Source organism: Pseudomonas sp. 9.2(2024), assembly GCF_039695385.1.
Lineage (GTDB): Bacteria > Pseudomonadota > Gammaproteobacteria > Pseudomonadales > Pseudomonadaceae > Aquipseudomonas > Aquipseudomonas paraglycinae.
This window is the reverse complement of the sequence record NZ_CP155585.1, coordinates 965,445-984,755: the sequence shown is the minus strand read 5'-3', so window position 1 is coordinate 984,755 and position 19,311 is coordinate 965,445. Positions and strand designations below refer to the sequence as shown.

General features: G+C 62.5%; 18 protein-coding genes. 8 read left to right on the top strand and 10 right to left on the bottom strand.

The genetic code is table 11. The features are described from left to right. Positions 1 to 96: 96 nt before the first annotated feature. From ABFB52_RS04305 to ABFB52_RS04290, 4 genes are read right to left on the bottom strand one after another with little or no spacing between them, the layout of a single operon-like run. Positions 97 to 654: a DUF4136 domain-containing protein gene (locus ABFB52_RS04305; RefSeq protein ID WP_129973600.1), complete on the bottom strand. Its 558-nt coding sequence runs from the start codon at positions 652 to 654 to the stop codon at positions 97 to 99. A gap of 54 nt (positions 655 to 708) precedes the next feature. Further along, positions 709 to 1,323 (bottom strand): DUF4136 domain-containing protein, encoded by a 615-nt coding sequence (locus tag ABFB52_RS04300; protein ID WP_129973599.1) that lies wholly within the window; start codon positions 1,321 to 1,323, stop codon positions 709 to 711. A 12-nt stretch (positions 1,324 to 1,335) separates the two neighbouring features. Beyond that, positions 1,336 to 2,085, bottom strand: a complete 750-nt coding sequence (locus ABFB52_RS04295) for a methyltransferase (protein ID WP_129973598.1) — start codon at positions 2,083 to 2,085, stop codon at positions 1,336 to 1,338. Then, positions 2,085 to 2,387: a MazG-like family protein gene (locus ABFB52_RS04290; protein ID WP_011332275.1), complete on the bottom strand. Its 303-nt coding sequence runs from the start codon at positions 2,385 to 2,387 to the stop codon at positions 2,085 to 2,087. Before ABFB52_RS04290 ends, ABFB52_RS04295 begins: the two co-directional genes overlap by 1 nt. Positions 2,388 to 2,530: 143 nt before the next feature. Between ABFB52_RS04290 and ABFB52_RS04285 the strand changes: the two genes are divergently transcribed. Both ABFB52_RS04285 and ABFB52_RS04280 read left to right on the top strand, forming a co-directional pair. Next, positions 2,531 to 2,824, top strand: a complete 294-nt coding sequence (locus ABFB52_RS04285) for a hypothetical protein (protein WP_007951010.1) — start codon at positions 2,531 to 2,533, stop codon at positions 2,822 to 2,824. A gap of 37 nt (positions 2,825 to 2,861) precedes the next feature. Continuing rightward, positions 2,862 to 4,211 carry an MATE family efflux transporter gene (locus tag ABFB52_RS04280; protein ID WP_129973597.1) on the top strand — a complete coding sequence of 450 codons (1,350 nt, stop codon included), beginning with the start codon at positions 2,862 to 2,864 and terminating at the stop codon, positions 4,209 to 4,211. 9 nt (positions 4,212 to 4,220) lie between these two features. Here the strand turns inward: ABFB52_RS04280 and ABFB52_RS04275 are convergent, their stop codons facing one another. The 6 genes from ABFB52_RS04275 to ABFB52_RS04250 all read right to left on the bottom strand — a co-directional run bounded on the left by ABFB52_RS04275 (position 4,221) and on the right by ABFB52_RS04250 (position 10,912). Continuing rightward, positions 4,221 to 5,015 (bottom strand): DUF4123 domain-containing protein, encoded by a 795-nt coding sequence (locus ABFB52_RS04275; protein ID WP_085748623.1) that lies wholly within the window; start codon positions 5,013 to 5,015, stop codon positions 4,221 to 4,223. Further along, positions 5,012 to 6,361, bottom strand: coding sequence for a contractile injection system protein, VgrG/Pvc8 family (locus tag ABFB52_RS04270; RefSeq protein ID WP_129973596.1), 1,350 nt, complete (start codon positions 6,359 to 6,361; stop codon positions 5,012 to 5,014). Before ABFB52_RS04270 ends, ABFB52_RS04275 begins: the two co-directional genes overlap by 4 nt. A gap of 232 nt (positions 6,362 to 6,593) precedes the next feature. Beyond that, positions 6,594 to 8,507: an arginine decarboxylase gene (gene speA, locus ABFB52_RS04265; protein ID WP_011332271.1), complete on the bottom strand. Its 1,914-nt coding sequence runs from the start codon at positions 8,505 to 8,507 to the stop codon at positions 6,594 to 6,596. Between the two features lie 218 nt (positions 8,508 to 8,725). Continuing rightward, the gene (locus ABFB52_RS04260) at positions 8,726 to 9,097 is read right to left on the bottom strand and encodes a translation initiation factor Sui1 (RefSeq protein WP_007951016.1); all 372 of its coding nucleotides are present in this window, start codon (positions 9,095 to 9,097) and stop codon (positions 8,726 to 8,728) included. A 186-nt stretch (positions 9,098 to 9,283) separates the two neighbouring features. Continuing rightward, a complete protein-coding gene (locus ABFB52_RS04255) occupies positions 9,284 to 9,841 on the bottom strand; it encodes an NUDIX hydrolase (RefSeq protein ID WP_085746565.1) in 558 nt (185 codons plus the stop codon). 3 nt (positions 9,842 to 9,844) lie between these two features. After that, on the bottom strand, positions 9,845 to 10,912 hold the full coding sequence (locus ABFB52_RS04250; protein ID WP_102688343.1) for a DUF2333 family protein: 1,068 nt from the start codon (positions 10,910 to 10,912) through the stop codon (positions 9,845 to 9,847). Between the two features lie 428 nt (positions 10,913 to 11,340). Between ABFB52_RS04250 and gcbA the strand changes: the two genes are divergently transcribed. From gcbA to accC, 6 genes are all read left to right on the top strand, one after another. After that, positions 11,341 to 13,011: a diguanylate cyclase GcbA gene (gene gcbA / locus ABFB52_RS04245; protein WP_085746563.1), complete on the top strand. Its 1,671-nt coding sequence runs from the start codon at positions 11,341 to 11,343 to the stop codon at positions 13,009 to 13,011. 50 nt (positions 13,012 to 13,061) lie between these two features. Beyond that, positions 13,062 to 15,008 (top strand): methyl-accepting chemotaxis protein, encoded by a 1,947-nt coding sequence (locus ABFB52_RS04240; RefSeq protein WP_129973595.1) that lies wholly within the window; start codon positions 13,062 to 13,064, stop codon positions 15,006 to 15,008. 58 nt (positions 15,009 to 15,066) lie between these two features. Beyond that, positions 15,067 to 16,824, top strand: coding sequence for a protein-disulfide reductase DsbD (locus ABFB52_RS04235; RefSeq protein ID WP_129973594.1), 1,758 nt, complete (start codon positions 15,067 to 15,069; stop codon positions 16,822 to 16,824). A 132-nt stretch (positions 16,825 to 16,956) separates the two neighbouring features. After that, positions 16,957 to 17,412 carry a type II 3-dehydroquinate dehydratase gene (gene aroQ / locus ABFB52_RS04230; RefSeq protein WP_007951022.1) on the top strand — a complete coding sequence of 152 codons (456 nt, stop codon included), beginning with the start codon at positions 16,957 to 16,959 and terminating at the stop codon, positions 17,410 to 17,412. A 24-nt stretch (positions 17,413 to 17,436) separates the two neighbouring features. Then, positions 17,437 to 17,904: an acetyl-CoA carboxylase biotin carboxyl carrier protein gene (accB, locus tag ABFB52_RS04225; RefSeq protein ID WP_007951023.1), complete on the top strand. Its 468-nt coding sequence runs from the start codon at positions 17,437 to 17,439 to the stop codon at positions 17,902 to 17,904. A gap of 17 nt (positions 17,905 to 17,921) precedes the next feature. Next, positions 17,922 to 19,280, top strand: coding sequence for an acetyl-CoA carboxylase biotin carboxylase subunit (gene accC / locus ABFB52_RS04220; protein ID WP_064593229.1), 1,359 nt, complete (start codon positions 17,922 to 17,924; stop codon positions 19,278 to 19,280). Positions 19,281 to 19,311: the final 31 nt, after the last annotated feature.

Here is a 19,311-nt window from a genome sequence, read left to right as displayed (position 1 = left end):
AGTGTAGACGCGCTGCACCGACACTGCTGGCAACGCGCCAGTTTCACCCGCCCATAAAAAACGGGAGCCATGGACTCCCGTTTTGTTTGCGCAGGCTCAGCGCGGAGGGTAATTCGACAGGATCCGCGCCACCGTCTCGCGGATGGCATTGCTGCGATCCGCCGGGTTCGGCGTGCGGCTGAGCATTTGCTCGTCGCTGCCGCGCCACACCAGTTTGCCGTCCTTGCCGTCGAGCAGATCGACCTGGATGGTCGCCACCTTGTAGGTGATGTTGCGGGTTTCGTTGTACATCGGTGCGCCCCAATAACCGTTCCACGGGCCACCCCAACCGCCGCCGTAGTTGGTGGTCACCTGTTGCTGGCGGTCCTCGACGATCAGGTAGGTCTGCACATTCAGATCGCCTCGGGCGCCCGAGGCGGCCGGGCGCAGGCCCCGCTGATCCAGTTGGTCGGCGACGGCCTGACGGATGCGTTGTTCGGTCAGATCACTCTTGACCCGTGGATCGTCGGGGCGGTATTGCAGGGCGGGGTCTTTCCAGCTCCAGCTGCGATACGCGGCGAAGTCGCGGCTGGCGTCGAAATCATGATTGACCTGGTTCGAGGCGCAGGCACTGAGCAGCGCGACCACGACCAGTAAAACAAGACGGCGGAACATGGTTTTTCTCCGGTGGAAGACATGAACCTGAGGGAGCTTCTCAATTGCAGGAAGCTAACTGGGAGGATACGCCGACATGGCCTTTTCGACAGCCTCGCGAATCGCGTCGGTGCGATCACTTTGCTTGCCTTGAGTGCCGGTTTCGGCGCTGGCGCTCCAGACCGGCTGACCACTGCCGGCGTCGAACAGATCGACCCGTACCACCACGACCTGTTCTTGGTAGGTACGAACGATCGGCACCGTGTTGTACATCCCGTAACCGCGGCCGTAACGGTCATAACCACCGTATCCGCCGCCGTAGTAACCGTAATCGTCCTGCACCTGACGCAGGCGGGTTTCCAGGCTCAGGTTGGCACTGGCCAGCAGGTCGGCCGGGCGATTGTCATGCATCGGGCGCAGACCGCGCTGATCCAGCGCACTGCTGACGGCTTCTGCCACTTGCGCCGAGTCCGCCCAGGCTGTGCCCGGCGGCAGCTGACCGTTGAGCCACGCCCAGCTGCGATAGCGCCCGTAATCACGAGGGGGCGCGGGATAAGCGCTGCGGTCGAAGGTGGTTGCCGCTTGTGGTGGCGCCGGCGGCAACGGCCGCGACTGCGCCACGTAAGGGTTGCTGCCCTGGCAGGCGGCCAACCCCAGACAGATCAGCAGTAACCCTGAATGACCTTTCATTTCTCGCTCCGATCAGATCGGCCGGCAGATCCAGTGCAAGTAGCGCCCAAGCCCGGCGAAGCTTGGGTGACGACGGTGGGCGAGTTCCATCTCGAGCAAATCAATCAACTCGGCGCGGGCCTGGAATTCCACCGGCATGTAATCGTGGAAAACCCGCACCCCGCTCTGGGTTTCGACCTGCCACAACCCGCCGAGTTGCGTTGCCAGTTCCCGTGGATCGAGCGGCTGCTGCGGGGTCAGGCTCTGCTTTTCACCGGCCATGTCGTTCTTGCGCATTTTCTTGAAATGGCCTTTGAGCAGGTTCCGGTAAATCAGCGCATCGCGGTTGTAGAACGCCAGCGACAACCAGCCGCCGGGCTTGGTCAACTGATGCAGCACCGGCAGGATCGCGTGCGGTTCGGCCAGCCATTCCAGCACCGCATGGCACAGCACCAGATCGTAGGGCTCGGTGAGCTGGCCGAGCAGTTCCTGCCAGGACGCCTGAATGAACGTCGCGGTTTGCCCGGCGTCGGCAAAGCGCTGGCGTGCGCCTTCAAGCATCGGCTCGGCCGGCTCGGTGAAGGTCACCTGGTGCCCGCGCTCGGCCAGCCACAGCGACATGTGGCCCAGGCCGCCACCGATGTCCAGCACCCGCAACGGACGATCCGGCAGGGTTTCGGCGAGGTCGGCTTGCAGCACCGCCAGGCGGATCGCGCCTTTGGCACCGCCGTAGATTTTTTCGGCGAAACGGGTCGCCAACTGATCGAAATGACGGTCGCTCATCAGCTGAACCGCCGTTCGCTGTCGGCGAGTTTGCTGCGCACCACTTCATTCATGTCCAGCCCCAGTTCGCTGCACAGCAGCAACAGATAGAGAACGATGTCGCCGACTTCCTGCCCGGCGTGGGCGAGTTTGTCCGCCGGCAGTTCGCGGGACTGGTCTTCGGTCAGCCACTGGAAGATTTCCACCAGTTCGGACATTTCCACGCTGGCGGCCATGGCCAGGTTTTTCGGGCTGTGAAATTGCCGCCAGTCATTGCGGTCGCGAATGGCGTGCAGGCGTTCGGTCAGTTCAACAAGGTTCATCGGGCTCTCCTGAAGGCGTATAGCTTCGGGGGGAAGCTGCGCGAAGGCAAGCGCCAGTCGCCCGTTAAAACCCTCTATGCTTGCAGGGAACTCGACCGCACCCGCTGCGGCCCAAGGCTCAGCTCTTTCATCAGGAAACAGACATGCAGGTAGAAAGCTTTTTCGAATGGCTGGGCCAGGCGCTCGGCTCGATCATCCGCTTCATCGTCGATGGCCTCAGCGGCCTGTTCAATCTGCTGGGCAACGCCGGCGGCAACTTTGTCGACGGGCTGTCGAAGGCGCTGGGCATGGACACGTCGATCATCAGCATCATCGCGCTGATCGTCGGCCTGATGCTGCTGTGGTCGGCGATCCGCGCGTTCATGAATGCCTCAATCATTGCCGGGATTATCTGGTTGCTGCTGGGATTGTGGCTGCTGAGCTGGATCATTCACTGACACCTCCCGCTACAATGCCGCTCCCCAAGGAGCCCGCATGTCCAACCTGATCGCCGACTGGCGCGACCGCCCGACCCATCGCCGGGTCTGGGCCCTCGCCGCCCCCATGATCCTCTCCAACATTTCCGTGCCGCTGGTGGCGTTGGTCGACAGCACCGTCATCGGGCATCTGCCCCACGCCCATCAACTGGGCGCGGTGGCGGTAGGTGCCAGCCTGTACACCTTTCTGGCCTGGGCCATGGGTTTTCTGCGCATGGGCACCACCGGCTTCGCCGCCCAGGCCGCCGGGCGCAGCGACGGTGCGGCCTTGCGGCAGATTCTGCTTCAGGGCCTGCTGCTGGCAATGGGGCTGGCGCTGCTGCTCGGCACCCTGGGCGTACCGTTGAGCGGGGTCGCGCTGCACTTCATGCAACCGTCGGCGGAGCTGGATCAACTGACCCGCGACTTCTTCCACACCCGGCTGTTCGGGCTGCCGGCGGCGCTGGCCAGTTATGCGCTGGTCGGCTGGTTCCTCGGCACCCAGAACGCCCGGGCACCGCTGGCGATTCTGCTGAGCACCAACCTGATCAACATCGTGCTCAACCTGTGGTTCGTGATCGGCCTGGACTGGGGCGTGGTCGGTTCGGCCCGGGCCTCGGTGATCGCCGAATGGAGCGGCGCCCTGCTCGGCCTGTGGATGACTCGCAAGGCACTGCGCGCCTATCCCGGCCACATCGCCTGGGCCGCCCTGAAACTCTGGCAGAGCTGGCGCCCGCTGCTGGCCGTCAACCGCGACATTTTCATCCGCAGCCTGGCCCTGCAATCGGTGTTTTTCCTGATCACCGTGCAGGGCGCGCGACTCGGCGATGCCACGGTCGCGGCCAACGCGCTGCTGCTCAACGGCCTGCTGCTGACCGCCCACGCGCTGGACGGTCTGGCCCACGCCGTCGAAGCCCTGTGCGGCCACGCCATCGGCGCCCGTGATCGTCTGGCCCTGCGCCGGTCGCTGGTGGTTGCCGGTGGCTGGTCGTTGCTGGCCAGCCTGGGCTTTGCAGCACTGTTTCTGTTGGCCGGCCACTTATTCATCGAAATGCAGACCGACATCCAGAGCGTGCGCGAGACCGCGTTCATTTACCTGCCCTACCTGGCCGTCCTGCCGTTGATCGCGGTCTGGAGCTATTTGCTCGACGGCCTGTTCATCGGTGCCACCCGCGCCCGGGAAATGCGCAACGGCATGCTGGCGACCGTGATCCTGCTGCTGCCGGTCGCCTGGGCGCTGCAAGGTCTGGGCAATCACGGCCTGTGGATTTCATTCCTGCTGTTCATGGTGCTGCGCAGCCTGACGCTCGGAGGGCTGGCGTGGTGGCTGCGGCGCACCGATGGCTGGTTCAACGGGGCCGCTCACTGAAGCGGCGCTTCACGACGGGTCGTTGAGCCAACGCCGACGCAACAATTCGAGCCGTTCCCGTGGGGGCAATCCTTGCGGCAGCGGCGTCAGTTCGGCACGTGGATGCTGCAAACGCAGCCACAACCAGTCGTCCAGCAACGCCTGCTCGCTGAACCCCAGTTCCAGGCCTTGCTCCTGAAAGGAAGACATCAGCCGATAGTCGTTCCCTGTCGCCTGACTCCAGCGCCAGACATGCTGATCCAACAGGCAACGGTGCAGGCGTTCACGCTGCTGGCGGGTCAGGCTTTGCTCGATCCGCAGCGGCTCCACGGCCAGCCCCGGATTGCGCAGTTGCTGCCAGCCCTGACTGCCGCCGGCCAGATCGGCCCAGGTCCCGCCGAACCAGCGCAGCCATGCGATCGGCCCAAGCCAGCAGCTCAATTGCCGGGCATTGCAGGCATCGAAAAAGTAGCTGGCGGTCTGGCGATTGTAGAAATTGAGCAGTGCCCGGTGATTCAGACCGACGGACACGGTCAGCATCCGCTGCAAGTGTTCGCGCAACAACGACGCCGAGGCCTCGCTGCCAAGCAGCAGCCCTTGCCAGGTCAGCGGATCGGCGTGGCAGAGCGCCGACAGCGCCGGGCTGTCACGTAGGTCGATCAGCCACGGGCCCTGGTCACTGACCGGTTGAAACTCCGTCCCGTCGAACAGCTTCAGGCTGTGCACACCGGCGAAACCCTGGCGCAGCGTCTGCACTGCCTGCGGCGCCTGTGCGATGTCCAGCAACAACCACTGCGCACGCTGTCCGGGGGTCGAAACACTCATCTTGCGTCGCTCGTCTTGAGCCCGCCGACCAATCGACAGCTGCACAATGACGCCGCGCAATGGCGATAACTGCCGCCACCCGGTATCAGGCACAACAACAATAACGGCTCCGCCGCTTTCAGCCATTGAGGCAGGCCCGCGCTCGCCAGACGCTCGGGCAGTGGCGGCGATGCGTCATCCTCGATGGCTTTGGTGAGTGCCGGGATCTGCAAGACACCGCTGATCACCGGCTGTTCAGGGTTGCCTTCCAGAAAGCTCACCACCACCTCTGCTCCGTCCTGCAATGATGCCATCGGCGTATCGGCCAACGCCGGAGCCAGCGGCAGCCAGCAGTGGCTGGGGCGGGCCCCTTCTCCCTGATAGAGCCAGTCGAACTGAACGGCCACCGGGCGCACCGCATCCGGTTGCGCCTCCTCGACCGATACCACCCAGGCACGTTGCGGGCTGCGCATGCGCGCCCCCAGGTGTTCAATGGGTGATCGGAACACCGGCAACCGGTCAGCGGCAAAAATCCGGTTGCTGTAAGGCGGTTCGAGCAACTGATCGGCTCGATGCTCGATTCGGCTCACCAGCCAGTGCCCATTGGCTTCTGCAAGGGGCTGGCCGGTAATCGTCAACCAGTGACCACTGCGCAGGGTTGGCGAATCGGAATGCCCCCGCGCCGTACGTGTCCGCCGCGAGCCTTCTGCGTACAGGCCGGCATGCTCGCCCAGTTGCCAGCGGCGCACTGTTGGCGACGGTTCCCCATCCCCGCAATCGAATCGCAGGTTCGCGGCGTGTGGCAGCCTGGCGGGATCGTCCCCGAACACCAGGCAATGTCCACGGTTCCCATGTTCGAAGTGATAGTGAATGCGTGCCTGCCCGCACAACCGCTGTACCAGTTGCAGATCCGACTCGCCGTACTGGGTGCAGAACGTCCGGGGCGGATACGCGCCTTGCAGGTCAAATCGGCGCCGGGTGCCACTGATACCGTGCTCCCTGAGCACCTGATCCAGAATCTGCGGCACGGAGCGGTCGCTGAAAATGCGCTGGCTGTAGCGCAGGCCCAGACAACTCAACCGAGGCCCCAGCCGCGCCCGGCACAACCGGGCGTCGCGCCCCTGTTCATGCTGGACAAGACTGTGCAACTGCCCGTGAACACCATTGCCGCAAGGCCCGAAACACAGGCGCGCCGAACGATACATCAGCCCGGCAAGGTCCAGATGCGGATCATCGACCAGCAAGTCGATCTCAAACGCAAAAGGCTCGCTGATGGCTTCGCAACCCGTGAATGCCAGGACTTCAAGCGAGTCGGACAGGCCCGCTACATCGAGACGAAACGACGGCTCGTCGGCTGGATCGAACATGGGGAGATTCTCTACAGGGGGGCGGGCGGGGATTCTCGCCGAGACCCATGGCCGAGTAGAGGGCCGAACTACAAATTCGGAAATGACCTACGCGAAAAGCAGACGACGTCACTTTGCTCGTCTGGACGAAAGCATTTTCGCGAAGAGAAAAAGAAGCGTCTCACCTGGTTGTCTGAAACGTCCGCAGTAAGCGGAACAATTTCAGACAACCAGATGAAAGCGGAACCTGGCCTCAGGAAGACAGGTAAGAGGAGCGGGTCAGACCCAGACGCAATGCATCGAGAAACTGAGTGCGCTCGCTGGCGCTGATGCGGGCACTGGCGCACTTGTCGCGGTAGTGGGTCATCAGCTCTTCCGGTGACAGGTGCACGTAGCGCAGCATGTCTTCGATGGTGTCGTGGGTTTCAATACCGGCGTGGTACACGCTGCCGTCGGCGTTCTGGTAGATGTTCACCGAGTCGGTGTCACCGAACAGGTTGTGCATGTCGCCGAGGATTTCCTGATAGGCGCCGACCAGGAATACGCCCAGCAAGTAATCTTCACCTTCGTTCAGCGCGTGCACCGGCAGGCTGGTCTCGATGCTCTGCTCGTCGACGTACTGATTGATCTTGCCGTCGGAGTCGCAGGTCAGGTCTTGCAGAACGGCACGACGCAGCGGCTCTTCGTCGAGACGGTGCAGCGGGATGATCGGCAGGACCTGATCGATCGCCCAGGTGTCCGGCAGGCTCTGGAACACCGAAAAATTGCAGATGTACTTGTCGGCCAGCTTGTCGTTGAGTTCGTCCAGCACCTGACGGTGCGAACGCTGACGCGCTTTCAGCGAGTTGTGCAGGCGACGGCACACGGCGAAGTAGCACTGCTCGGCCAGGGCTTTCTCGGCCAGGGTCAGTTTGCCGTCGGCGTACTGGGCGGCCACGTCGCTCATGTAGTGGGTGGCGCGCCAGTAGGTTTCGGTGACCATTTCGATGTCGGTCGGGCCGAGCAGGTCAACCAGCCACTGCACGGTTTCCGGCAGCGCTTCCTTGTTCTCGATCTGTGGCACGTCGTCGTTGTGCTTCTCGACGTCGGTCACCTGCACCACCAACATCGCGTGGTGGGCGGTCAGCGATCGGCCGCTTTCGGAGAAAATGTGCGGATGCGGCAGAGCCTGCGCGTCGCAGAACTCTTTGAGCATGCCGACCACGACACCGGCGTAGTCGTCCATGTCGTAGTTGATCGAACTGGCGTTGCGCGAGTGCGTACCGTCGTAGTCCACACCCAGACCACCGCCGACGTCGATGTGATCGACCGGCAGACCGAGGTTGCGCAGTTCGCCGTAGTAACGGATCGCTTCCTTGAAGCCATGCTGGTAGTCAGCGAGGTTGGCGATCTGCGAACCCATGTGGAAGTGCAGCAGACGGATGCCCTGATCCAGGCCCGCCGCGCGGAAGCGCTCGACCACGGACAGCAGTTGCGCCGCCGACAGACCGAACTTGGATTTCTCACCACCGGTATCCGCCCACTTCGACGACGCCAGCGACGACAGACGCACGCGCAGGCCGACCTGTGGCTTGACCTTCAGCGAGGCGGCTTCTTCGATCACCAGACCGACTTCGGATTCTTTCTCGATCACGATGAACACGTTGTGGCCGAGCTTCTGGCCCATCAGCGCCAGACGGATGAACTCACGGTCCTTGTAACCGTTGCAGACGATGGTGCCGCCCTTCGGCGCCAGTGCCAGCACCGCCAGCAGCTCAGGCTTGGAGCCGGCTTCCAGACCGATGGAAACGTTCTGGGTGGCGATGATGTTCTCGATCACCGCTTCCTGCTGGTTGACCTTGATCGGGTACAGCGCGGTGTATTTGCTCTGGTATTCCAGACGCTCGATGTTCGCATCGAAAGCGCCGGTCAGCTGACGGACGCGGTCTTGCAGGATGTCGGGGAAACGCACCAGCAGCGGCAGGGACAAGCCACTCTTGCGCAACTGGTCGACTTGTTCGAACAGATCGATAGGCGAGCTGCTCGGGCCGTTCGGACGAACTTCGACGCGACCGGCGTCATTGATCGCGAAATACCCGGCCCCCCAATGGCGAATCCCGTAAACACTGCGGCTGTCCGCAACTGTCCATTGGCTGCCATCGTCTTTGCGTGTGCGTCGTACGGACATCGAAGTCCCCTATAAAGAAGTCATAGTGCGTCGCCTGATCTCAGGCCGGCGCAGTCTAAAGAATGAAAATGACGGTTCGTCAGCGGGGCGGTAGACCGCGCTGACAGCGTTGAGTTTAGAAACCGGTCATGAACAGGCTCTGTGAAAACCATGGAAACGACGTCAGGCCCAGGAACGCTGGAGCTGAATCAAGCCGCCGGTGGGTTTCACAGAGGCTGCTAGCCGCCGGACTTCTTCGCCTTGAAACCGTGCTTGACCAACTCGGCCAGGAGCAGCTCGACATGGTCGCCCTGAATCTCGATGATCCCGTCTTTCAACGCGCCGCCGGTGCCGCAACGTTTCTTCAACGTTGTCGCCAGCTCCTTGAGTGCGTCTTCGGCCAGGGGCACGCCGGTGATGGTGGTCACCGTCTTGCCGCCACGGCCCTTGCTCTCGCGGCGCACGCGGGCAATGCCGTCGCCGGCCGGGATCACGGTTTGTTTGCAGATACAGGCGTCCACCGGCTTGCTGCATTCCGGGCAATGACGACCTGCGTCGGTGGAAAATACCAGGCCGCCCAGGGCGGCGAAGGATGCGGCTTTTTTGGCCACCGGCAATCCTCTCGGGAGGACAAAGACTGATCGCAGCCTTGGGCAAGGCTATCGACCGCGAAGCCCCACTCAGGCAGGGGCAGCGCTACTGTGCCATCGGCTCGTGAAAGCGGGCCGGCACAGCTTGAAAAGGTCGCGCAGTGTAACGGCAAAAACGCCGATTGCTAAGTGCCAATCGGCGCCAATTTATGTGTTCTTTGCGACGTCGCTTTGCTGAGCCTTCAGATAGCGTTTCAACGCGGCCAGAGAGTCCGGGCAATAAGGCTTTTGCTGGATTTCCAGCATGACCTGCGCGACCGGAATGAAGCGCGCTTCGAGCACTTCTTCCGGCTGCAGGATCAGCGGCCCGTCCCACACCGCCGAAAACGCCGAACACCACAGGCGATTGCCGGTGTCCTCGAAGTAGAAATGGTCGTGGGCCGTCAGCTCGACGCCGCTCACCCCCAACTCTTCCTCCAGTTCACGGGCCGCCGACTCGGCGTACGTCTCGTTCGCCTGCACCATGCCGCCTGCCGCCACGTCCCAGTAACCGGGATAAATGGCTTTGCTCAACGTGCGCCGATGCACGCAAAGTTCACCGGCGGAGTTGAACAGCATGATGTAGGTGCCACGGCCGATCAGCCCGCGCTCGCGCAGGTCGGCGCGCACCAGGGAACCGAGCAGGTTGTCCTGCTCGTCGACCCACGCAATCTGCTCGGCATCCGAGGCGGCGCGGTGGGCCGCCTCTCTGGCGCTCTCGTCCATGACTCAGCCCTGATTGAGCAGTTGACGCAAATCGATCACGGCGGCGTTGGCCCGGGAAATGTAGTTGGCCATCACCAGCGAGTGGTTGGCCAGCACACCGAAGCCGCTGCCATTGAGGATCATCGGGCTCCAGACCGGCTCCTGGGAGGCTTCCAGCTCACGAATGATCTGACGCACGCTGACGGTCGCGTTCTTCTTCGCCAGCACGTCGGCGAAATCGACCTCGATTGCGCGCAGCAGGTGCGACAGCGCCCAGGCCTGGCCGCGGGCTTCGTAGAACACGTTGTCGATCTGCATCCACGGAGTCTCGACGACTTCCTCGTCGACCTGCGGCACTTCACCCACCGCCGGCACTTCGGTTTTCAGCGCGGTGTTGAGCTTGACCCGGCCAACGCTGGCCGACAGCCGTTGCGACAGCGAACCGAGACGGGTGCCAACATCGCCCAGCCAGTTGTTCAGGTTGTCGGCGCGGGCGTAGAACAGCGCGTTTTTCTGGGTCGGGTCGGACAGGCGCGCCTGATAACGGCTCAGGGAATTGATGCCTTCCTGATATTCCGACTCGCTGGACGGCAGGATCCAACTCTTGTTGTCGAAGTTGAAGCGCGGCTCGGCCTTGGCCAGGTCGGCGTCTTCAGCCGATTGCGACTGCGAGCGGGCGAAGTCCTTGCGCAGGGCGCGGGTCAAATCGCGAACCTGCACCAGCACGCCGTATTCCCAGCTCGGCATGTTGTCCATCCACAGGCCCGGCGGGAAACGGTCGTTGGAAATGTAGCCGCCCGGCTTGTCGAGCAACGTGCCGGCAACGGTTTTCAGGGTTTCGACGGTGGTGTAGCCGACCACCATCTGCTTGCCCTCTTTCTCGGCGGCAACCTGAGCGTTCTGCGCCACGGGAAACAGCGCCGGCTCCTGGCTCCAGTACCAGCCAAGGGCAATAGTCACCAACAGGTAAATGGCGACCAGCGTGGCCAGCGCCCGGCTGAACAACAGCCCGCCGACATAGCTGCGGGTGGCCGACTTGGGCTCGGCGGCACGTTCAGGCGCGCTGCCCGCGCGGTTCTTCCAGTCCAGCATGGCGATATCCTTTCAATCTTGGGTTCAACGGTTCGACCACAACCATACAACAACGTGCCTCGACCGGGCACCCGTCAATATTGACAGGCGTTATCTCGCTACCCGACACGAGGCCTGTACAGACCGCCCTAAGGGATTCCCCGATATCCAATTCACCACCAATTCGATGCCGATACCCGCAACGCGACAGCACAAACACCCTGCCCCACCTTTCTCATACTCCGATAAATTCACCGGCGTACAGATCGGCAAATGTCCGGTAGATGGGGACTTCCCCGACGATCAGGGTCAAATTGAAACCCGGGAGTCAGAAACTGAATGATGTCGTACCGCAGATTATTGACGTACGACACTCATGTAAGGGAAAAGAGGTGCTAGCATAGAGCCACCAGTCGATCTCAGCATGCACCCTAACTAGTAGTCAGGATATGACCGAGCCAGAAGACCCCAGCCGTGAGCGCCTCAAGCACCACTTTGCCCAGCGGGTAATTCATCAGGCACGTCAGATTCTTGAGATATGGCAGCGCCTGCAACGCAGTGAGTGGTCCACTGCCGATCTCGCCGAACTGAGCGAGGCCAATCTGCGCCTGCTGCGTTTTGCCGAGCGTTTCGAACAGCCCGAACACACGCAGCTGGCCCGCCACATCAGCCAGTCGCTGGAAGCGGTGGACGCCAATCGCGGACGCCTGAGCAGCGGCCTGATCACCGATCTCAACCGTTTGATGCAGCGTCTGTCGCGCACCGGCCTGCGCCATGGCGATCAGCTTGATCAAACCTTCCTGCCGCCCCTGCGCAAACCGATCTACGTGATGCTGCAGGATCACGACCGCGCCGAGCGGCTGGCCAAACAGCTGGAGTTTTTCGGTCTGAGCGCCCAGGCGCTGGACAGCGTGTCGGCGTTTCGCTCGTCGATGGTCGAGCGCCTGCCGGCCGCGATCGTCATGGACGTGGATTTCAGCGGCGTCGGCGTCGGCCTGAAACTCGCCGCCGAAGCCCAGCAAGGTCTGGAAGAACCGCTGCCCCTGCTGTTCTTCAGCCTGCACGAAACCGACACCCCGACCCGCCTCGCGGCAGTGCGCGCCGGTGGCCAGGAATTCCTCACCGGCACCCTCGAAGCCTCGAGCCTGCTGGAGAAGATCGAGGTCCTGACCTGCGTCGCCCAGTACGAACCCTATAAAGTGCTGATCATCGACGACTCCCGCGCCCAGGCCCTGCACACCGAACGCCTGCTCAACAGCGCCGGGATCGTCACCCGCACCCTGATCGAACCGATCCAGGCCATGGCCGAGCTGGCGGACTTCCAGCCGGACCTGATCATCCTCGACATGTACATGCCGGCCTGCACCGGCACCGAGCTGGCCAAGGTCATCCGTCACAACGACCGCTATGTCAGCGTGCCGATCATTTATCTGTCGGCCGAGGACGATCTGGACAAACAGCTCGACGCCATGAGCGAAGGCGGCGATGACTTCCTGACCAAGCCGATCAAGCCGCGCCACCTGATCACCACCGTGCGCAACCGCGCCGCCCGTGCGCGTAACCTGAAAGCACGGATGGTCCGCGACAGCCTCACCGGCCTGTACAACCACACGCACATTCTGCAATTGCTCGAAGACTGCTCGTTCCGCGCCCGCCGCGAGAACAAGCCGCTGAGCTTTGCGATGCTCGACATCGACCACTTCAAGCGGGTCAACGACAGCCACGGCCACCCCATGGGCGATCGGGTAATCAAGAGCCTGGCGCTGTTCCTCAAGCAGCGTCTGCGCAAGACCGATTTCATCGGCCGTTACGGCGGCGAGGAATTCGCCATCGTCATGCCCGACACCGATATAGAAGCGGCGCACAAAGTGCTCGACGAAATCCGTCAGCGCTTTGCCGAAATTCACTATCCGGCCCAGCCGCAGGATCTGTGGTGCACCTTCAGTGCCGGCGTGGTGGAGATGCACGACGACTCCGACAGCCTGATGATGGCCAGCCAGGCCGACGAGGCGCTGTACCGTGCCAAGGGCGAAGGACGCAATCGGGTGCAGACCGCACGCGACTCAAAGCAAAGTGCCACTTTTTCATCGGATTCGACCCAATCGGTCATAACCCTGTAACAGAACCGCAATAAATTCAGACGCTTACCATTCTGCCGTTGGTAGCCGTCATGCGCCTGAAGTTGCTCACCAATCTCAATACTCTGTTGCTGGTCGCCGTCTGCGTGGCCCTCGGCGCCACGCTGTGGTGGTCGCAGAAAGCCCTGGAGCGCCCGTATCTGTTGATGGAGCGATACCTGGGGCTGTCGCAGCAATTTCAGAATGACGTGGCACGCAACGTCGAGGATTACCTCGCCAGCGGCGACGCCCTGCGCCTGAGCAGAGCCAGCCAGGCCATCGATCAGTTGCAGAAGGAGCTCGACGAGCTGCCGCCGGCGCTGGCCGACACCTTGCGCCCGAGCCTCACCGGCCTCGATGAATTCAGCAAGACCGACCTGCTGGCCGCCGGCAAACTGGCCGGCGATCCGCAGGCCCTGCTGTTGCAGGCCGAGCGCGAATTGAGCGCCAGCCTCGATCAGCTCAGCACGTATGCAGGCGGCAACGCGACCTATCTCACGCCTCTGCTCGTTGCCTCTCAACATCTGGGCAAACTGTCGCTGGCCCGAGACAAACTGGTCAGCAGCGGGCGCAGTGAACTGGCCGCCGATGTCGAACGCGAAGTCAGCAACATCCGCGCCCAGGCCCAGACGATCGATGCCCTGCCCTTGCTCGGCGTGGTCGCCAGCAGTGAATCCGGCAGCGACGATTTCGCCGCGATGATGGGCATCGAAAGCACGGAAAAAGCCGCTGCCGAAGATGCTGGTGTCGGCCTCAAACGCGAGCTCAACAGCCTGCTGGGGCGTTACCCGGCGGAGCTGGCGCGCACCCGCGAGCAGATCCAGAAACGCACCGACCTGAGCACCGCGACCCACCAGAAAATCGCCGCCGTGCAGCAAGCCATCGCCGGTCTCGAACCGGTGGTGCGCGCCCAGCACGGGCAGATCCAGGGTGAAGTGCGGCTGATGCAAGGCGTGATGATCGGCCTGATTCTGCTGATCGCGCTGCTGATCGACACCCTGCAGCGACGCCTGGCCCGCACCCTGACCAACCTCGCGCCGGCGCTGTCGACCTGGGCCGAAGGCGATTTCAGCCGCGACATTCATCTGGGCAAGACCAACCGCGAACTGCACGACATCGAAGCCTCGCTCAATCGCCTGCGCGCCTATCTGGTGGATCTGGTCGGGACGATTCGCGGCAATGCCGAGCAAGTGGCCGGCAGCAGCCGCACCCTCGCCGAGCTGAGCAATGACTTGCACAGCGGCGCCGAACATCAGGCCGGCGATACCGCGCTGATCCGTGACTCCCTCGGCGAACTGGAAGCGACCATCCAGCAAGTGGCCGGCGATGCGCGCCAGGCCGCCGACGCCAGTCGCCATGCCGGGCTGGCCGTCGAACACGGGCAACAAGTGATCGGCCAGAGCCTCACCGGCTTGCACGCGCTGGTTGGCGAAGTGCAAGGCAACGCGCAGATGATCGAACACCTGGCCGAAGAATCGGCAACCATCGGCGGCGTGCTGACGGTGATCCGCTCGATTGCCGACCAGACCAACCTGCTGGCGCTCAACGCGGCGATCGAAGCCGCTCGGGCCGGGGAAATGGGCCGTGGGTTTGCCGTGGTGGCCGAGGAAGTGCGCTCGCTGGCGCAACGTACCGCCGGCGCCACCGCCGAAATCCAGACCCTGATCGCCGGCCTGCAAACCGCCGCCCGGCAATCGGTCGAGGGCATGCGCGCGCAGGTCGAACACGCCGAGGCCACGGCCAATCAGGCGCAATCGGCGGACGGTGCGCTGGACAAGATTGTCGGCGCGATCCAGACCATCTCCGACACCGCGATCCGCATCGCCGACATCACCGAGCAACAGAGCGGCGCGGTCAGCGAGATCCGCGATCACAGCGAACGGATTCACCAGTTGGGCGGGGACAATCTGCTGCGCATCGGCCAGGGCCGCGAGCAAGGCGAGAACCTGCTGTTGCTGGGCGGTCAGCTGCACACCGCCGTGCAAGCGTTCCGCGTGTGACACACAGCGCAGGGCCAAGTCCGCTATCATTCCCGCACCTTTGATTCGCGAGATTGTCATGCGCCGTCTGCTCTGCCTGCTGTTTTTCGTCTTCGCCCTGCCGGCCGGAGCCGCCGGTCTGTTCGACAGCAAACCCAGCGCCACACTGGGCTCGGTCAACAACAGCGCCGATTTCCTGCCGGTGCGTGAAGCCTTTCAACTGAGCCTGGTCGAGAGCACGCCGCAATCGGTCAAACTGCGCTTCGTCGCCACCGAAGGCTATTACCTCTACCGCCATCGTTTCCAGTTTCGTGCCGAGCCTGCCGAGGTAAAACTTGGCGCCGCACAACTGCCCCAAGGCGAACAGAAACACGACGAGTATTTCGGCGACGTCGAGGTCTACCACGGCATTCTCGATGTGGAACTGCCGCGCAATGATTCCAGAGCCTTCACGCTGGCCGTCACCTATCAGGGCTGTGCCGACAAGGGTTTGTGCTACCCACCGGAAACCGAACGCCTGAGCATCGAGGGCAACGCAGCGGCGAATGACGCGCCCGCTCCGGTGAAGGGTTGGGACTGGCGTGATCTGGCGCTGTTTTTTCTGGCTGGCCTGGGCTTGACCTTCACGCCTTGTGTATTGCCGATGCTGCCGATCCTGTCCGGCGTGGTGTTACGCGGTCAGGTCGGTGGTTTGCGTGGCTTCAATCTGTCCCTCGCTTATGTGCTGCCGATGGCTGCGTGCTTCGCGCTGCTTGGGGCGCTGATGGGGCTGTTCGGCGCGCAACTGAATTTGCAGGCGCGGCTGCAATCGGCGTGGGTGCTGGTGCCGTTCGCAATGTTCTTTGCGGTGTTTGCGCTGGCGATGTTCGGCGTGTTCGAGCTGAAACTGCCGCACTTCATCAGCAGCCGCCTCGACCGGATTGCCGGACGCACCGAAGGCGGCTCGCTATGGGGCGCGGCGGTGTTGGGTGTGGTGTCGAGTTTGCTGGTATCGCCGTGCGTTTCCGCACCGCTGGCCGGCGCGCTGCTTTATATAAGCGCCAGTGGCGATGCGCTGGGCGGTGGCCTGAAGCTGTTCATGCTCGGGCTGGGCATGGGCGCACCGCTGTTGCTGGTGGCCACCGGCGGCGCAGCGTGGCTGCCGAAAAGCGGGCCGTGGATGATGTACGTGAAGAACGGCATCGGCGTGTTGCTGCTCGGGCTGGCGATCGGTTTGCTCAGCCGCGTGTTGCCGGGGCAGATCACGCTGCTGCTGATCGGCTTGCTGGCTGGTGGCGTTGGCCTGTTCCTCGGTGCTCTGGAATTTGTCTACAAACCACCACGCAAACGCCTCGGCCAGTTGCTGGGCATGTTCCTGCTGTTTTATGCGCTGTCCTGCTGGTACGGCGCGTTCAGCGGGCAGACCGACCCGTTGAATCCGATAGCCCCGGCACGCCTTGCCGACAGCGGCTCGACTGCGCAAAACAGCGGTTCGTGGCAGACCGTCAGCACACCGGCGGAACTGGATCGAGTGCTGCTCGAAGCGAAAACCGTCGGCACCCCGCTGCTGCTCGACTGGTACGCCGACTGGTGCATCAGCTGCAAAGTCATCGAACACGAAGTGCTCAATGACGCGACAGTCGTGGATCGGCTCAAAGGCTATCGCCTGATCCGCTTCGATATCACCGCAAGCAATGCCGAACAGCGCACCCTGCTCGACCGCTACAGCCTGTTCGGCCCACCGGCGCTGATGTTCTTCGGCAAGGACGGGGCGGAACGTCGCGATGTGCGGGTGATCGGCGAGATCAACGCCAGCGACTTCGCCGAACGTGTTGCCAAAGCGAATGACCGGATTTAATCAGTCAGTCACATATTTTGCGCAAACATCGGTCATCGTGCTGGCTATTGCAGAGAACTGGACAGTCACAAAGTCTTTGCGGCATAGTCGCCGGGTTCTGACGAAGGCTCACCCATAACAAGGAACACGCAGATGGCAACGCTACTGGTGCTGCACGGCCCCAACCTGAACCTGCTCGGCACCCGGGAACCCGGGACCTACGGGTCGACCACCCTGGCGCAGATCAATCAGGATCTGGAACGCCGCGCCCGTGAAGCCGGCCATCATCTGCTGTATCTGCAAAGCAACGCCGAGTACGAATTGATCGACCGCATCCACGCCGCACGCGGTGAGGGCGTGGACTTCATTCTGATCAACCCGGCAGCATTTACACACACAAGTGTCGCATTACGTGACGCGCTGCTGGGAGTGAGCATCCCATTCATCGAAGTGCATTTGTCCAACGTGCACAAACGCGAACCTTTCCGCCATCACTCTTACTTCTCCGATGTAGCGGTAGGAGTGATCTGCGGCCTTGGCGCCAGCGGTTATCGACTGGCCCTGGAGGCTGCACTAGAGCAGCTTGAACAACAAGCTATACGCCCCTGACCGACCCTTGGGAGTTGATGATTCATGGATATCCGTAAAGTTAAGAAACTGATCGAATTGCTGGAAGAGTCCGGCATCGACGAGCTCGAGATCAAGGAAGGCGAAGAGTCCGTACGCATCAGCCGTCACAGCAAGACCCCGGCGCAGCAATACTACGCTCCGGCTCCGATGCAGGCTCCAGCCGCTGCACCTGCCGCCGCTGCCGCTCCGGTTGCTGCTGCCGCAGCTCCAGCCGCCGCTGCTGCTCCAGCGCTGAACGGCACCGTTGCCCGTTCGCCGATGGTCGGCACCTTCTATCGCAAATCTTCGCCAACCTCGCCGTCCTTCGTTGAAGTCGGCCAGACCGTGAAGAAAGGCGACACCCTGTGCATCGTCGAAGCCATGAAGATGATGAACCACATCGAAGCTGAAACCAGCGGTGTGATCGAGTCCATCCTCGTCGAAGACGGCCAGCCGGTTGAGTACGACCAACCGCTGTTCACCATCGTTTGAACTGCGGAGAGCCTTTGATGACTGCGAAGTTGGAAAAAGTTCTGATCGCTAACCGCGGTGAGATCGCCCTGCGGATTCTGCGTGCCTGCAAAGAGATGGGCATCAAGACCGTCGCCGTTTACTCCAAGGCCGACAAAGAGCTGATGCACCTGGGTCTGGCAGACGAATCCGTCTGCATCGGCCCGGCTTCTGCCGCTCAGTCCTACCTGCACATCCCGGCAATCATTGCGGCCGCTGAAGTGACTGGCGCTACCGCCATTCACCCAGGCTACGGTTTCCTCGCGGAAAACGCTGATTTCGCCGAGCAGGTCGAGAACTCCGGCTTCGCCTTCATCGGCCCGAAAGCCGAAACCATTCGCCTGATGGGCGACAAGGTATCGGCCAAGCACGCGATGATCGAAGCGGGCGTGCCAACCGTTCCAGGTTCCGACGGCCCGCTGCCGGAAGACGAGGAAACGGCACTGCGCATCGGTCGTGAAGTCGGCTACCCGGTGATCATCAAGGCCGCCGGCGGCGGTGGTGGTCGCGGCATGCGCGTGGTGCACAAGGAAGAAGACCTGATCGCCTCGGCGAAACTGACCCGCTCCGAAGCTGGCGCGGCGTTCGGCAACCCGATGGTCTATCTGGAAAAATTCCTGACCAACCCGCGTCACGTCGAAGTGCAGGTTCTGTCCGACGGCCAGGGCAACGCCATCCATCTGGGCGACCGCGATTGCTCGCTGCAACGCCGTCACCAGAAGGTTCTCGAAGAAGCGCCGGCACCGGGCATCGACGAGAACGCGCGCAAGGAAGTCCTGGCTCGCTGCGTCAAGGCGTGCATCGACATCGGCTACCGTGGCGCCGGCACCTTCGAGTTCCTGTACGAGAACGGTCGTTTCTACTTCATCGAAATGAACACCCGTGTTCAGGTGGAGCACCCGGTTTCGGAAATGGTCACCGGTATCGACATCGTCAAGGAGATGCTCAGCATCGCCGCTGGCAACAAGCTGTCGTATACCCAGGATGATGTGGTGATCCGCGGTCACTCGCTGGAATGCCGGATCAACGCCGAAGACCCGAAAACCTTCATGCCGAGCCCGGGTACGGTCAAGCATTTCCACGCTCCAGGCGGCAACGGCGTTCGCGTCGATTCGCACCTGTACAGCGGTTATGCCGTTCCGCCGAACTACGACTCGCTGATCGGCAAGCTGATCACTTACGGCGCGACCCGCGACGAAGCCATGGCCCGCATGCGCAATGCCCTGGACGAAATCGTGGTTGACGGGATCAAGACCAACATCCCGCTGCATCGTGATCTGACCCGTGACGAAGGCTTCTGCAAAGGGGGCGTGAACATTCACTACCTCGAGCACAAGCTGGCTGGCGAGAAGCACTAAGCTTCAGCCCGCACCAGACAAGGCCGCCTTC

What these genes read in the sequence shown, in the direction of transcription:
- ABFB52_RS04305 (WP_129973600.1), bottom strand. Translation starts at nt 654, where the DNA reads ATGTTCCGCCGTCTTGTTTTACTGGTCGTGGTCGCGCTGCTCAGTGCC.
- ABFB52_RS04300 (WP_129973599.1), bottom strand. Translation starts at nt 1,323, where the DNA reads ATGAAAGGTCATTCAGGGTTACTGCTGATCTGTCTGGGGTTGGCCGCC.
- ABFB52_RS04295 (WP_129973598.1), bottom strand. Translation starts at nt 2,085, where the DNA reads ATGAGCGACCGTCATTTCGATCAGTTGGCGACCCGTTTCGCCGAAAAA.
- ABFB52_RS04290 (WP_011332275.1), bottom strand. Translation starts at nt 2,387, where the DNA reads ATGAACCTTGTTGAACTGACCGAACGCCTGCACGCCATTCGCGACCGC.
- ABFB52_RS04285 (WP_007951010.1), top strand. Translation starts at nt 2,531, where the DNA reads ATGCAGGTAGAAAGCTTTTTCGAATGGCTGGGCCAGGCGCTCGGCTCG.
- ABFB52_RS04280 (WP_129973597.1), top strand. Translation starts at nt 2,862, where the DNA reads ATGTCCAACCTGATCGCCGACTGGCGCGACCGCCCGACCCATCGCCGG.
- ABFB52_RS04275 (WP_085748623.1), bottom strand. Translation starts at nt 5,015, where the DNA reads ATGAGTGTTTCGACCCCCGGACAGCGTGCGCAGTGGTTGTTGCTGGAC.
- ABFB52_RS04270 (WP_129973596.1), bottom strand. Translation starts at nt 6,361, where the DNA reads ATGTTCGATCCAGCCGACGAGCCGTCGTTTCGTCTCGATGTAGCGGGC.
- speA (WP_011332271.1), bottom strand. Translation starts at nt 8,507, where the DNA reads ATGTCCGTACGACGCACACGCAAAGACGATGGCAGCCAATGGACAGTT.
- ABFB52_RS04255 (WP_085746565.1), bottom strand. Translation starts at nt 9,841, where the DNA reads ATGGACGAGAGCGCCAGAGAGGCGGCCCACCGCGCCGCCTCGGATGCC.
- ABFB52_RS04250 (WP_102688343.1), bottom strand. Translation starts at nt 10,912, where the DNA reads ATGCTGGACTGGAAGAACCGCGCGGGCAGCGCGCCTGAACGTGCCGCC.
- gcbA (WP_085746563.1), top strand. Translation starts at nt 11,341, where the DNA reads ATGACCGAGCCAGAAGACCCCAGCCGTGAGCGCCTCAAGCACCACTTT.
- ABFB52_RS04240 (WP_129973595.1), top strand. Translation starts at nt 13,062, where the DNA reads ATGCGCCTGAAGTTGCTCACCAATCTCAATACTCTGTTGCTGGTCGCC.
- ABFB52_RS04235 (WP_129973594.1), top strand. Translation starts at nt 15,067, where the DNA reads ATGCGCCGTCTGCTCTGCCTGCTGTTTTTCGTCTTCGCCCTGCCGGCC.
- aroQ (WP_007951022.1), top strand. Translation starts at nt 16,957, where the DNA reads ATGGCAACGCTACTGGTGCTGCACGGCCCCAACCTGAACCTGCTCGGC.
- accB (WP_007951023.1), top strand. Translation starts at nt 17,437, where the DNA reads ATGGATATCCGTAAAGTTAAGAAACTGATCGAATTGCTGGAAGAGTCC.
- accC (WP_064593229.1), top strand. Translation starts at nt 17,922, where the DNA reads ATGACTGCGAAGTTGGAAAAAGTTCTGATCGCTAACCGCGGTGAGATC.